12 protein-coding genes are annotated in these 13,955 nt (G+C 69.5%); 9 read left to right on the forward strand and 3 right to left on the reverse strand.

The features are described from left to right. Positions 1-132: 132 nt before the first annotated feature. The gene (locus AB0H36_RS01525) at positions 133-2,961 is read left to right on the forward strand and encodes a M36 family metallopeptidase (protein ID WP_360514610.1); all 2,829 of its coding nucleotides are present in this window, start codon (positions 133-135) and stop codon (positions 2,959-2,961) included. Positions 2,962-3,191: 230 nt separating this feature from the next. Here the strand turns inward: AB0H36_RS01525 and AB0H36_RS01530 are convergent, their stop codons facing one another. After that, positions 3,192-4,199, reverse strand: coding sequence for a LacI family DNA-binding transcriptional regulator (locus tag AB0H36_RS01530; RefSeq protein WP_360514613.1), 1,008 nt, complete (start codon positions 4,197-4,199; stop codon positions 3,192-3,194). 113 nt (positions 4,200-4,312) lie between these two features. On the opposite strand from AB0H36_RS01530, the gene AB0H36_RS01535 reads away from it, so the two are divergent. The 3 genes from AB0H36_RS01535 to AB0H36_RS01545 all read left to right on the forward strand — a co-directional run bounded on the left by AB0H36_RS01535 (position 4,313) and on the right by AB0H36_RS01545 (position 6,693). Then, a complete protein-coding gene (locus tag AB0H36_RS01535) occupies positions 4,313-5,218 on the forward strand; it encodes an amidohydrolase family protein (protein WP_360514616.1) in 906 nt (301 codons plus the stop codon). Next, positions 5,215-5,775 carry a cysteine dioxygenase family protein gene (locus tag AB0H36_RS01540; protein ID WP_360514619.1) on the forward strand — a complete coding sequence of 187 codons (561 nt, stop codon included), beginning with the start codon at positions 5,215-5,217 and terminating at the stop codon, positions 5,773-5,775. Before AB0H36_RS01535 ends, AB0H36_RS01540 begins: the two co-directional genes overlap by 4 nt. Before the next feature lie 90 nt (positions 5,776-5,865). Then, entirely contained in the window at positions 5,866-6,693 is an 828-nt protein-coding gene (locus tag AB0H36_RS01545; protein ID WP_360515111.1) for a bifunctional helix-turn-helix transcriptional regulator/GNAT family N-acetyltransferase, read from the forward strand. Here AB0H36_RS01545 and AB0H36_RS01550 read toward each other — a convergent pair. Then, a complete protein-coding gene (locus tag AB0H36_RS01550) occupies positions 6,663-7,733 on the reverse strand; it encodes a hypothetical protein (protein WP_360514622.1) in 1,071 nt (356 codons plus the stop codon). The two genes, AB0H36_RS01545 and AB0H36_RS01550, sit on opposite strands and share 31 nt — an antisense overlap. 147 nt (positions 7,734-7,880) lie before the next feature. Between AB0H36_RS01550 and AB0H36_RS01555 the strand changes: the two genes are divergently transcribed. After that, a complete protein-coding gene (locus tag AB0H36_RS01555; protein WP_360514625.1) occupies positions 7,881-8,273 on the forward strand; it encodes a RidA family protein in 393 nt (130 codons plus the stop codon). Between the two features lie 116 nt (positions 8,274-8,389). Continuing rightward, positions 8,390-9,193, forward strand: a complete 804-nt coding sequence (locus AB0H36_RS01560; RefSeq protein ID WP_360514628.1) for a PhzF family phenazine biosynthesis protein — start codon at positions 8,390-8,392, stop codon at positions 9,191-9,193. Here AB0H36_RS01560 and AB0H36_RS01565 read toward each other — a convergent pair. After that, complete coding sequence (locus AB0H36_RS01565; RefSeq protein WP_360514631.1) at positions 9,190-9,810, reverse strand: hypothetical protein; 621 nt, start codon at positions 9,808-9,810, stop codon at positions 9,190-9,192. The genes AB0H36_RS01560 and AB0H36_RS01565 overlap by 4 nt on opposite strands. Positions 9,811-10,121: 311 nt before the next feature. On the opposite strand from AB0H36_RS01565, the gene kdpF reads away from it, so the two are divergent. Genes kdpF through kdpB form a run of 3 tightly spaced genes read left to right on the forward strand, consistent with a single transcriptional unit; the run spans position 10,122 to position 13,947 of the window. After that, the gene (kdpF, locus tag AB0H36_RS01570) at positions 10,122-10,211 is read left to right on the forward strand and encodes a K(+)-transporting ATPase subunit F (protein WP_130442715.1); all 90 of its coding nucleotides are present in this window, start codon (positions 10,122-10,124) and stop codon (positions 10,209-10,211) included. Next, positions 10,211-11,872 carry a potassium-transporting ATPase subunit KdpA gene (gene kdpA, locus AB0H36_RS01575; protein ID WP_360514634.1) on the forward strand — a complete coding sequence of 554 codons (1,662 nt, stop codon included), beginning with the start codon at positions 10,211-10,213 and terminating at the stop codon, positions 11,870-11,872. Before kdpF ends, kdpA begins: the two co-directional genes overlap by 1 nt. A gap of 35 nt (positions 11,873-11,907) precedes the next feature. Beyond that, on the forward strand, positions 11,908-13,947 hold the full coding sequence (kdpB, locus tag AB0H36_RS01580) for a potassium-transporting ATPase subunit KdpB (RefSeq protein WP_360515114.1): 2,040 nt from the start codon (positions 11,908-11,910) through the stop codon (positions 13,945-13,947). The last annotated feature ends 8 nt before the right edge of the window (positions 13,948-13,955 follow it).

The following is a 13,955-nucleotide window of genomic DNA, read 5'->3' on the forward strand; positions in this document are numbered from 1 at the left end:
TAGGGTCGCCCGCGGACGGATCGTGCAGGGCGATCCGCGCACCCAACTCCATGGAGCGTTGCTGTGACCACATCACGCAGAGGGCGGGGGCTCCTGGCAGCCACCGCTGTCTCCGCAGCCACTGTGTTGGTCGTGACCGCCGCCGGCGGCGCCACGGCCGCGCAGACGGCCGGCCCGGAGCAGGGCCCGGCGGCCCAGCCCGGAAAGGCCCATAGCAAGGACCAGAAGGGCTACTACGACGCCCGGATCCCGAGCGCGAAGACGACGTACGCGCGGGCCGCCAAGGTGGCCGGCAAGGAGTCGGCCGCCTCGGAGAAGTTCCGCAACTCGCTCGGCTCCCAGGGCGTCGTCGAGGTGGACCCGAACACCGGCACCCCGGCCCAGGTGACGAAGCTGGACGGCTTCCTGACCGGCCGGAGCGCCAAGAAGGCCCGGGACATCGCGCTGAACTACGTGAAGGCGCACCCCGAGGTCTTCAAGCTGTCCGAGGCCGACCTGGGCACGCTGAAGCTGCGCAAGGACTACATCGACGACCTCGGCACCCACCACGTGTTCTGGTCCCAGGTGGTCGACGGCGTCGAGGTGTTCGGCAACGGCCTGAAGGCCAACGTCACCAAGAACGGCCAGCTCATCTCGGTCATGGGCGCCCCGGTGGCGGGACTGACCTCGCAGGCCCAGGGCCGGTCCGCCGCGGCCGCGCCGAGCCTGACCGCGGCCGAGGCTCGCACCGCCGCGGCCAACGACGTCGGTGGTACGGCGAAGCCGGCGACCGCCAAGGCATCTGGCGCGGTCACCAAGTGGAGCAACGGCGACACCGCCAAGCTGGTGTGGTTCCACACCGCCGACGGCCTGCGCAAGGGCTGGATGACGTACACCAACACCGGCGGCACCAAGATCTACACGCACGTGATCGACGCCCAGACCGGCGGCCTGCTGTACCGCCGGAACCTGTCCAGCGACGGCCTCGGCGACGCCCTCGTGGTGGACAACTACCCGGGCGCCGCGAAGGGCGGCACGCAGCGGGTCGAGAACCTGGTCTACAACAAGTGGCTGCCGAAGAACGCCAAGACCCTGCTCGAAGGCACCTCGGTGGCCGCCTTCGCGGACCTGAACGACGACAACCAGCCGAACGCCGGTGAGACCGTCAAGGTGCCCGGTACCAAGACCACCGCCGAGTTCAAGCTGGTGTCGTTCCCGAACGCCGCGTCGTCCTGCTCCACGTCGTACATCTGCACCTGGGACCCGGCCAAGCCGGACTCCTGGAAGACGAACATGAACCAGGACGTCACCAACGGGTTCTACCTGGCCAGCAACTTCCACGACTGGCTGGCCAAGCCGCCGATCAGCTTCACCCCGGCGGCCGGCTCGTTCGACGCCGCGGGCGGTGACCCGGTGCTGCTGAACGCCCTCGACGGCGCGGCCACCGGCGCCGACGGCGGACCGGACGCCGACCACGCCAACAACGCGAACATGAGCACCCCGCCGGACGGCACCCCGCCGACCATGCAGATGTACCTGTTCAAGGGCGGGTTCGTGCCGACCAGCTCGTCGAGCTCGGCGGACATCCTGTACCACGAGTACACCCACGGCCTGTCGAACCGCCTGGTAGTCGATGCCACCGGCAACTCGACGCTGAACAGCATCCAGGGCGGCTCGATGGGCGAGGCCTGGAGCGACTTCTACGCGCTCGACTACCTGGTCTCGCACGGCCTGGAGAAGGACACCACCGCGCCGGGCGAGGTGCTCGAGGGCAAGTACGTCACCAACGGCGGCTCGATCCGCACCCAGGCGATGGACTGCCGGGTCAAGTCCGTCAGCCCGAACTGCGTCCAGCCGGACGGCTCGAAGGGCGGCTACACGTACGGCGACTTCCCGACCATCGGCGGGTCGCCGGAGGTGCACGCGTCCGGTGAGGTCTGGGCACAGACGCTGTGGGACCTGCGGGAGCGGTTCGGCCGCGGCTACGCGGTCAGCCTGATCACCCGGGCGATGGAGCTGTCGCCGGCCGACCCGACCATGCTCGACATGCGGAACGCGATCGTGCAGGCCGACCTGGTCGCCAGCGGCGGCAAGAACGCCGACGTCATCTGGACCGTGTTCGCCAACCGCGGCATGGGCTGGTACGCCGGTGTCGTCGACGGCGGCGACGCGTACCCGGCGGAGGACTTCCACAAGCCGCCGACGGGTGCGACCACGACCCTGACCGGGACCGTGACCGACAAGGACACCGGTGCTCCGGTGGCCGGTGCACTCGTCTACATCGGTGGTCACGCCTCCGGCTACGCGGGTGACTACTCCAGCGTCACGGACGCGGCCGGCAAGTACACCATCACCAACGTTGCCCCGGGCACCTACCCGAAGGTCGTCGTGGCCGGCCCCGGCTACGAGCTGATCGTCCAGAAGGTGACCGTGAAGGCGGGCGGCAAGGCCGACTTCGCGCCGCGCCGCAACTGGGCGGCCACCTCCGGCGGCGGTTCGGTGACGGACTTCAACGGCCCGGACTACAGCGACTACGGCTGCGGCCCGGGCGGTGCGATCGACAATGCCCAGGGCACCGGCTGGGGCAGTACCACCGGCGACGACAACGGCACGCCGACCGGCGTGATGGTGCCGAAGCACGTGGACATCAAGCTGCCGGAGAAGGTCGACATCAGCGCGTTCAACGTCGACCCGTCGAACACCTGCGGTGACCCGGAGGACGCGGCCACCGGCCAGTACCGGATCGAGACCTCGGCCGACGGCACCACCTGGGCGACCGCTCAGGAGGGCACGTTCACCGCGGCCAACGTGGGCAAGTACAACCTGCTCACCCCGAGCGGCAACGCGACCGACGTCCAGTACGTGCGGGTCTGGCTGCTCAGCCCGCAGGTCCCGGACTTCGCCAGGAACTGCCCGGCAGGCGGCTACGCCGGCTGCCAGTTCACCGACCTGACCGAGATCCAGGTCTTCGGCACGAAGTAGCCTGCGTCCCCCCGCGAAGGCCGGCCGAGCATCCCACTCGGCCGGCCTTCCGTCGTTCGATGGTTGACCTACGCGGAGCACGCGTGGGTTGGCTCTTCCCCGGAGCACGCGGGGGCTGGGCACACTCCATGCACAGGCGTCGGTCCGGATGGTGGATGGTGGGAAGTAAGTCGATTGGATTGGTTTAGTTTCGCGGGATGGATGTTGTGGCTCAGGGGTCGTCGCCGCGCTCAGGTGGGCGGGGCGGCGACCGAGCCGCGCTCGATCAGGGTCGGGGCGACGGTGGTACGGCGGACCCGGCGGTTGGTGTCGACGGCGGACGTGACCCGCGCGACCACGTCGGCGACCAGGTCGTCGAGCGGCCAGTGGAAGGTCGAGAGCGGCGGCGTGAGCAGCTGGCTCAGCGGCTGGTCGTCGTACCCGAGCAGGGAGAGGTCTTCGGGGACGCGGAGGCCGAGCTCGCGGCTGGCGGCGTACACGCCGAAGGCCATCGAGTCGGCGAGCGCCAGGATGCCGGTCGGTCGTGGAGTGCTGCTGAGCAGCTCGCGGGCGACCTCGGTCGCGCCGGGCAGGTCGTGCGGGCACGGGAGGATGCGGACCTTCAGCTTCAGTCCGGAGGCGACCCGCTGAGCGATCTCCTCGGCCGGGCGCTGGATCTCGAAGCGGTGCGACGGGCTGAGCACCGCCACCGTCCGGTGTCCCGCGTCGGCCAGCCGGCGCAGCGCCGTACTGACGCCGCTCTCGTTGTCGAAGATCACCTCGGACTTCGCCTTCGCGCCGGCCAGCGCGTCGCCGATCGCGATCACGGGCGCCTGCTGGGCGATGTTGGCCCAGCCCTTCGCCGCCGGGTTGACCGGGATCACCACGATCGCGTCGGCGCGGTGGTCGACCAGGTGCTGGGCGAGCTCGAGCTGGCGGTCGGCGTCGCCGGCCGAGTCGATGATCCAGGCGTTCCGGTCCGGCGCCAGCAGCTCCCGGCCGAGCGCGGCCGCGAGACGCTGCTGCCAGAGGTCCTCGAGGGATGCGCAGAGCACGCCGACGGAGCCGCTCCGGCCGGACGCGAGGGCTCGGGCGACCGGGTCCGCTTGGTAGCCGAGCCGCTCGGCGGCCTCCTGGACGCGCTGGATGGTCTCCGGCGTCCCGTGCAGGCCGCGCAGCGCGTAGGACACGGCTGCCATCGACAGGCCGGTCTCGGCCGCGATGTCCTTGAGGGTCGGCCTCCGGGTGTTTCCGGACATGCCTTGAACCCTAGCCCGTCCGTCGGACAGAAACTTGACAACCAGCCCTTTGAAGCGCTTCACTCTAGACATCCTGAAGCGCTTCAATCTGATCAGGTCCGGGAGGAGGAGCCGTGATCGACGTCCACCAGCATCTGTGGCCGGCGGAGTTCGTCGACCGGCTCCGGGCTCGCCGTACCGCGCCGTACCTCGACGGGTGGACGCTGCACACCGCGACCGAGGCGCCGTACGAGTGCGACCCGGCGGCGCACGCGATCGACAAGCGGGTGGCGCTGGAGCAGGACGCCGGTACGGCGCTTGCCGCGGTCTCACTGTCGAGTCCGCTCGGCGTCGAGCAGCTCGGTGATCATGCGTTGCTCGACGCATGGCACACCGGCGCGGCCGCACTGCCCGAGCCGTTCAAGGCGTGGGCGTCGATCTGCCTGCTGGAGCCCGACCTTCAGGGCCTGGAATCCCTGCTGAGCAACGGATTCCTCGGTGTGCAGCTGCCCGCGCACGTCCTCGGCACGCCGGCCGGATGGGCCGCGCAGGGGGAGCTGCTGGCGACTGCCGAGGGGCTGGACAAGCCGATCCTCGTCCACCCGGGTGCCGCCGAGCCGATCGACGAGGCTCCCTGCTGGTGGGCGCCCGTCGTCGACTACGCGAACCAGTTGCAGGCCGCTTGGTGGGCCTGGCACGCGTACGGCGGCCGACGCGAGTTCCCGCTGTTGCGGCTGTGCTTCGTCGCCGCGGCCGGTCTCGCGCCGGTGCACCACGAACGGCTGGCCGCCCGCGGCGGCCGGCTCGGCACCATCGACCCCAACCTGTATGTCGACACCTCGAGCTACGGCCCGCAGGGGATCGACGCGGTCGCGCGGGTCCTCGGCATCGACCAGGTCGTGCACGGCACCGACCGGCCGTACGCCGGGATCACCGACCATCGCCAAGGCGCCGCCGCGACCGCGGTGATCCGCCACGACAACCCACACCGGCTCCTGTACGGGGCCGGGAAACCATCTCCTGAGAGGGGAGTGCAGTGACTGCTCAGCCCATCGACGTCCCGAACGTCCCGGCGCGCCAGCCCAGCCGGCTTGTGGATCTCAACAACTGTCTTTCGCTGGACAACCTCCCGGGCCGGGACCTCGACCCGCAGGAGCTGTCCGAGCTGGCCTCGTCGGTTGCAGCGCAGCCGCGCCTGTGGGAGGACAAGGTCGCCTACAGCGACGAGGAGCGGGTGTTCGCCTCGCTGCACCGCGACGCGAACGTCGACGTCTGGCTGATCTGCTGGACGCCGGTCAACGACACCGGCTGGCACGACCACGACGTCTCCTCGGGCGCGGTCGCGGTTGCCAAGGGCAAGCTGGTCGAGCACAACCTGGCGATCGGCACCGAGTCGATCGAGACCGAGGTGGAGGCCGGCGACGTCTACGGCTTCGGCCCCGACCACATCCACCGCCTGACCGGCCTCGACAAGGGCAGTGTCACCGTCCACGCCTACAGCCCGCCGCTGTGGCGCATGGGCCAGTACTCCGTCAAGGAAGGCGTCCTCCGCCGAGTCTCCGTCTCCTACGCCGACGAACTCCGCCCGCTCGACTGAAGCTGTCTGTACCGGCACCCATTCTCTGACTAAGGTCAGAGGATGGGTGTTGCGGTGGTGCGGCGGTTCAATCGGGTGGTTACTCAGCGGGTGGGGGCGTTGAGTGATGCGTATATGGCTCGGGATCGGTCGTTGGGGCAGGCTCGGGTGCTGTGGGAGATCGGGGACGGGTGTGACGTGCGGGCGTTGCGGGCCCGGCTGGATCTCGACTCCGGGTACTTGAGCCGGCTGCTGCGGTCGTTGGAGGGCGACGGGCTGGTCCGGGTCGAGCCGAGTACGGCGGACGCGCGGGTGCGGATCGCGCGGCTCACCAGGAAGGGCGCGGCCGAGCGGCAGGTGCTGGACAAGCGGTCGGACGAGTTGGCCGCATCGATCCTCGAGCCGTTGAGCGAGAGCCAGCGCGAGCGGCTGGTCGCGGCGATGGACGACGTCGCCCGCTTGCTGACCGCGTCGATGGTGGAGGTCGCCATCACCGATCCGCGGCAGCCGGAGGCGGCGTACTGCGTGCAGTCGTACTTCGACGAGCTCCGCGACCGCTTCGACCAAGGCTTCGACCACACCCGGAGCATCTCGGCGGACAACGCCGAGCTGACGCTGCCGGCCGGGTTGCTGCTGGTCGCCACGCTGCACTCGGAGCCGGTCGGCTGCGGCGCCTTGAAACTGCACGGCGACGAGCCCGCGGAGATCAAGCGCATGTGGGTGTCACCAGACGCGCGCGGCCTCGGCCTGGGGCGGCGGCTGCTGACCGAGCTCGAACGCGAGGCGGTCGCTCGGGGCGCGAGCGCCGTACGGCTGGAGACCAACCGCAACCTGGTCGAGGCGATCAGCCTGTACCGCGCGTCCGGCTACACCGAGGTGCCCGCGTTCAACGACGAGCCGTACGCCCATCACTGGTTCGAGAAGTCCTTGAAGGCCTGAAATCCGCGAGGCGGTCGGCGGGCCTCTTCCCAGCGCAGCTGCATGCTCCCGGTCAGCTCCTCGAACCACCGGCCGAGCGCCGGATAGAAAGGTACGGCGGTCGCTGCCGCCGACGTGAGGGTCTGGACGATCTGCGTACGGCGCCTGACCGCCTCGGCTGGGTCCTGGTCGGTCGACGCGATCAGCCGCAACCGCGCGGCGCGCACGATCGCCCACGCCGCGCACCCCGTCGCCATCAGGTGCTCGTACGTCGAATCGTCCAGTGGACCGAGCCCGTCCCGGTACGCGCGGTCCACCTGAGCAAGCACGTCGTCGGGGAGGACCGCCCAGTACCCGTACGCCGGGAACGGAAGCCGCAAGCCGGCCGCGTCCATCCCGGGATGCCGGCGGCCGGCCCCTTCCAGGTCGACGAAGCGGGCCTCGCCGTCGACGAGTACGACGTTGTTCGGGGTGAGGTCGCCGTGGGTGAAGGTGGCCCGGCTGCCGAGGTCGTCGGTCAGCGCGGCCAGCTCGACGTCACCCGGCGGCGGGAAGCCGAGCTCTGCCGCCGCGTCGACCACCTCCGGCCACAGGTGCAGCGGATGGTCGAGGAACCGCACCTCGTGGGCCGCGGCGAACTGCGGATCGACGGCGCTGTGCAGCTTGGCAGCGAGGCGTGCCATCGCCAGCAGACCCTCAGTCGCCGCCTCCGGGTCGTCGCCGAACAACAACTCCTGCACGGTCGGGCCGGGGCCGAGGTCGGACATCACCATCACCTGCTCGTCCTGCTCGTCCGCCGGCTCTTCGCTGCGTGCGAGGAGCACGGGTGCGAGTCCCGTCCCGCGCAGGTGGTTCAGCGCCAGCTTCTCGTTGCGCTGGAACTCGGCGCCATCACCCCAAGCGGTGCCGCCGCGCCGGAGTCCTTTCGCGATCACGGTGGGGCCGATGCCGTCGTACGGGCGATCGAGGATCAGCCGGGCGACCGGGGCCTGTTCGCTGCTGCCGAGGTCGATGCGCTCGACGACGCGGACCCCCAGGAGACGCTCGACCGTCCGTTCCATCCTGGTGACCCTACCGGCCGAGATGTCACTTGTTTGTCGGTTCCTCATCGATCCGGGCCGCCGCGTGTGTGGGCGGAGGTCGGCAGGGTAGACATGAGGGCAGTACTGACACCCGGGGGCGGGGACTGGTGGAGTGGAGGGGGACGGATGGATTTTGCGATCGCGCCGTTGAACCCGGCGATCCTGCCGGCGGCCGCGGGCAACTACACGCACGGTGTACAGGTGGACGGCGCCCGGCGGATGGTGTTCGTCAGCGGCCAGGTGCCGTGGGGCAACGAGCACGGGCGGGTGCCGGAGAGTTTCGAGGCGCAGTGCCGGATGGTCTGGCGGAACGTGCTCGCGGTGCTGGGTGAGGCCGGGATGGGCGTCAAGAACCTGGTGAAGGTGACGACGTACCTGTCGGACCGGCAGTTCCGGGGGCTGAACTCGAAGATCCGCGAGGAGGTCCTCGGCGACCACGCGCCGGCACTCACGGTCATCATCTGCGACATCTACTCAGAAAACTGGCTCCTGGAGATCGAAGCCGTCGCAATGGCATGAAAAGCAGCCGGCCTTCGGCCGGTAGTGGTGGGGGGCCGGTGGCGATGGCATGAGCGGGCCACCCGGTTGGCAAGTGGCTATGGATTCCGGGGGTCGGGAAATCTAGCGTCGGGCGTATGAGGATCAGGGTGGTCGACGCATTTGCGGAGCGGGCTTTCGGTGGGAATCCGGCGGCGGTGTGCGTGCTGGCGGCCGGTGAGTGGCCGGACGCGGGCTGGATGCAGGACGTCGCGGCGGAGATGAACCTGTCCGAGACCGCCTTCGCGCGGCCGTCCGACCAGTCCGACGCGGACTGGGACCTGCGCTGGTTCACCCCGACGATCGAGGTCGACATGTGCGGGCACGCGACCCTCGCGACCGCGCACGTGCTGGCGGGCGACGGGCTGGTCGGCGGGAAGGTCCGGTTCAGCACGCGCAGCGGCATCCTGCTCGCGTCGGTCGGCGACGCGATCACGCTCGACTTCCCGATCTCGCCGACCACGGAGATCGCCGTACCGGACGGCTTGGTCGAGGCGCTCGGGGCGCAGCCGGAGAGTGTGCACAGCACCGGCGCGCTGACCGACGTACTGGTGGTGCTGCCGGACGAGGCGGCGGTGCGGGCAGTGACGCCGGACATCGGCGCGCTGGAGGCGGTCAACCGCCGCGACGGCAACCGCGGCACCATCGTCACTGCGCGGGGTCAGGAATACGACTTCGTCTCGCGGTTCTTCGCGCCCGCCGCCGGGATCCCCGAGGACCCGGTCTGCGGCAGCGCGCACACCGCCCTGGCGTCGTACTGGGCCGGGCGCCTCGGACGGGACGACCTGGTCGGCTACCAGGCCTCCGCCCGAGGCGGTGTCCTACAGGTCACCGCGGCTGGCGACCGCGTCTACCTGAGCGGCAGCGCAGTCACCACACTCGACGGTGAGCTGACGGTCTAGGCCCAGGTCTCCGCGTGGGTGGCGACGCCGTTCGGGGCGATGAGCTCGGTGACGACGTCCTCGGCGTCCGCGTCCAGCGGCTCGAACGGGTGCTCCGGTACGACGTACGCGCGGGCGCCGGCCACCATCTCGATGCCCGGGAGCTCGAACCACGCCTCGCCGACCTCACGGCTGATCTCGTAGATCGCCTGCTCGGCCGAGTCGACCGGGTCCTTCTCGCCGGTCTCGTCCAGCTCGGCCGGGTGCCGCTCCTGCGCGGCCCGGCCGGCCTCCAGCAGCGCGTCCAGGTCGACCACGCGCAGGTCGAAGCGTGACACCACGCTGATCACCTGGTCCTGCTCGACCTCTTCGTCGTCCTCGTCGTCGGCGCTGTCCTCCAGCAGCAGCGGCGCCGTACCGGTGTGCTCGAAGACGGCGTCGTTCCAGCTCTCGACGAGCTCCTCGAGCGCCGCGTTCTGGTCGTAGATCGCGGTCTGCTCCTCGTCGCCGGTCATCGCCAGCAGGGCCTCGGTGTGGGCCTGGAGCCGCTCCGCCAGCCGGCGGCTCGCCTCGGCGAGCGCCTCCCGGGTCTCCGCGGAGAAGAACTGCTCGGTTGGGGCGATATCCAGTTCAGTCACTAGCTGTTCTTCCCTTATCAATCAGTGGGCTGGTGATTGCCAGGCGTAAGTATGCGGACTACGGGCCGCAGCGCGAAGTCCCACCCGAAGATCACCGTCGGAATCAGTGCTCGTGAGAGCCCTGTGAGAGGTCTGTCAGCCGCTGTGAGAGGGCTGTGAGAACACTCCTGACCGGGCAGCGAGCGGTGTGCAGTGGGGTCATGAGCACTGTTTGTGTGAGGTGGCGCCGGCATGGCTGACGTGATCTACCTCGCCGTCACCGTCGTCGTCTTCGCGGCCGTCTGGTCCGCGCTGCGCGGAGTGGAGAAGTTGTGAGCGCCGAAAACATCGCCGGCCTGGTGGTCGCGGCGGCCTTGGTCCTCTACCTCGTCGCCGCCCTGATCTTCCCCGAGAGGTTCTGATGTCCGACACCGCCGCCGGCCTGTTACAGGTCGGCCTTCTCCTCGCGTGCCTGGCCGCGGTCTACCGGCCGCTGGGTGGCTACATGGCGAGGGTCTACTCGTCCGACCGCGACCTGCGGATCGAGCGCGGGGCCTACAAGTTGCTCGGCGTCGACTCGAAGGCCGACCAGACCTGGGCCGTCTACGCCCGGTCGCTGCTCGCGTTCTCCGCGGTCAGCGTCATACTGCTCTACGTCCTGCAGCGCGTGCAGGGGCACCTGCCGCTGTCGAACGGCCTGCCCGGCGTCGAGTCGGGGCTGGCGTTCAACACGGCTGCGTCGTTCGTCTCGAACACCAACTGGCAGTCGTACTCGCCCGAGCAGACGATGGGCCACCTGGTCCAGTTCGCCGGTCTCGCGGTGCAGAACTTCCTGTCCGCGGCCGTCGGCATGACCGTCGCGGTCGCGGTGATCCGCGGCTTCGCCCGGTCCAAGACGGACCGGCTGGGCAACTTCTGGGTCGACCTGACCCGGACCACGCTGCGGATCCTGCTGCCGATCGCGATCGTCGGCACCCTGGTGCTGGTCGCGACCGGCGTCGTACAGAACTTCTCCAGCGGTCACGAGGTCACCTCGGTGGTCGGCCAGACCCAGACGATCCCGGGCGGCGCGGTCGCCAGCCAGGAGGTCATCAAGGAGCTCGGAACCAACGGCGGCGGCTACTACAACGCCAACTCCGGGCACCCGTTCGAGAACCCGAACCCGCTGTCGAACCTGTTCGAGATCTTCCTGCTGCTGCTGATCCCGGTCTGCATGACCCGGACCTTCGGTGTCATGGTCAAGGACAAGAAGCAGGGCTACGCGATCCTCGGCGTGATGGGCACGCTGTGGGCGGCCTTCACCTTCTCCGCCACGTTCTTCGAGAACCAGGGCGCGGGTACGGCGACCCAGGCGGCCGGTGCCGCGATGGAGGGCAAGGAGACCCGCTTCGGCGAATGGGCCTCCGCACTCTTCGCGAGCTCCACCACCGGTACGTCGACCGGCGCGGTGAACTCGGCGCACGACTCGTTCACCGCCCTCGGCGGCGGTACGGCGCTCTTCCACATGATGCTCGGCGAAGTCACGCCGGGCGGCACCGGCACCGGGCTCTACGGCATGCTGATCCTGGCCATCCTGACCGTGTTCGTGGCAGGCCTGATGGTCGGGCGGACCCCGGAGTACCTGAAGAAGAAGATCACCGCCCGCGAGATGAAGCTGGTCTCGCTGTACATCCTGACCACGCCGACCGTGGTGCTGGTCGGCGCCTCGGTCGCGATGGGACTGGCGGTGGCGCGGGCCTCGATCTTCAACACCGACAGCCCGCACGGCTTCTCCGAGGTGCTGTACGCGTTCACCTCGGCCGGCAACAACAACGGCAGCGCGTTCGGCGGGATCAGCGCGAACATCCCCTTCTACAACACCGCGCTCGGGCTGGTGATGCTGTTCGGCCGGTTCGTGCCGATCGTGCTCGCCCTCGGCCTGGCCGGCTCGCTGGCCCGCCAGCAACCGGTCCCGGTGACCCAGGGCACGCTGCCCACCCACAAAGCCCTGTTCGTGACGATGCTCGTCGGCGTCGTGCTGATCGTGACCGGCCTGACCTACTTCCCCGCACTGACTCTCGGACCCCTCGCGGAGGGACTGTGACCACGCTGTTGAAGCCGCCGGCGTCGAAGCCGGCGGTGACCCCGAAGAGAGCACCCTCGGGTCTGTTCAACCCGAAGATGCTGCTGACCTCCCTGCCGGACGCGCTGCGCAAGCTCGACCTGCGGGTGATGGTGAAGAACCCGGTGATGTTCGTGGTCGAGGTGGGCGCGGTCGCGTCGACCGTCTTCGCCTTCACCGACTCCAGCGTGTTCGTCTGGTGGATCGTGGTCTGGCTCTGGCTGACCGTGATCTTCGCGAACCTGGCCGAGGCCGTCGCGGAAGGCCGCGGCAAGGCCCAGGCCGAGACCCTGCGCCGGGCCAAGACCGAGACCACCGCCCGGCGGCTGGCCGGGGGCCGGGAGGAGGAGGTGCCGGCCACCCAGCTCCAGCTCGGTGACCTGGTGGTCGTCGAGGCCGGCCAGATCATCCCCGGCGACGGTGACGTCGTCGAGGGTGTCGCGAGTGTCGACGAGTCGGCGATCACCGGCGAGTCGGCACCGGTCATCCGGGAGTCCGGCGGCGACCGCAGCGCGGTCACCGGCGGGACCAAGGTGCTGTCGGACCGGATCGTCGTGAAGATCACCACCCGGCCCGGCGAGAGCTTCATCGACCGGATGATCGCCCTGGTCGAGGGCGCGTCGAGGCAGAAGACGCCGAACGAGATCGCGCTGAACATCCTGCTGGCCAGCCTGACGATCGTCTTCATGATCGCCACGGTGACGCTGCCGACGTTCGCGAACTACGCCCACACCGACCTGAGCATCGTGATCCTGGTGGCCCTGCTGGTCTGCCTGATCCCGACCACGATCGGCGCGCTACTGTCCGCGATCGGCATCGCCGGGATGGACCGGCTGGTGCAGCGCAACGTGCTGGCGATGTCGGGCCGGGCGGTCGAGGCCGCGGGTGACGTGAACACGCTGCTGCTGGACAAGACCGGCACCATCACGCTGGGCAACCGGCAGGCGTCGGAGTTCATCCCGGTCGACGGCGTGACCGACACCGAGCTCGCGGACGCTGCCCAGCTGTCCAGCCTGGCCGACGAGACGCCGGAGGGCCGGTCGATCGTCGTACTGGCGAAGAACGGGTACGGACTGCGTGAGCGGCACACCGGAGAGTTGCCGCACGCAACGTTCGTGGAGTTCACCGCGCAGACCCGGATGAGCGGCGTGGACGTGGACGGCCGGCAGGTCCGCAAGGGCGCGGCCGGTGCGGTGAACGCCTGGATCCACGGTCACGGCGGGACCACCGACCCGAAGCTCGGCGAGATCGTCGACGGCATCTCGGCCTCCGGCGGAACCCCACTGGTCGTCGCCGAGGCGATCGGCGGTACGGCGCGCGCGCTCGGCGTGATCCACCTCAAGGACGTGGTCAAGGAAGGCATGCGGGAGCGGTTCGACCAGATGCGCGCAATGGGCATCCGGACCGTGATGATCACCGGCGACAACGCGCTCACCGCGAAGGCGATCGCCGAGGAGGCCGGCGTCGACGACTTCCTGGCCGAGGCGACGCCCGAGGACAAGATGGCGCTGATCAAGAAGGAGCAGGAGGGCGGCCGGCTGGTCGCGATGACCGGTGACGGCACCAACGACGCGCCGGCGCTGGCCCAGGCCGACGTCGGGGTGGCGATGAACACCGGCACGTCGGCCGCGAAGGAGGCCGGCAACATGGTCGACCTCGACTCGAACCCGACCAAGCTGATCGAGATCGTCGAGATCGGCAAGCAGTTGCTGATCACCCGCGGTTCGCTGACCACGTTCTCGATCGCGAACGACGTGGCCAAGTACTTCGCGATCCTGCCGGCGTTGTTCGCGGCGGCGTACCCGGGCCTGGACAAGCTGAACATCATGGGGCTGCACTCGCCGGAGTCGGCGATCGTGTCCGCGATCGTGTTCAACGCGCTCGTCATCGTGGCGCTGGTGCCGCTGGCGCTGCGCGGGGTCCGGTACAAGCCGTCCTCGGCGTCGTCGATGTTGCGGCGCAACCTGCTGGTGTACGGCGTCGGTGGCCTGATCACCCCGTTCATCGGCATCAAGCTCCTCGACCTGGTGATCTCGCTGATCCCCGGTCTCCGCTGAAAGGTAGT

It is taken from the genome of Kribbella sp. NPDC050820 (genome assembly GCF_040653975.1).
Taxonomy (GTDB): domain Bacteria; phylum Actinomycetota; class Actinomycetes; order Propionibacteriales; family Kribbellaceae; genus Kribbella.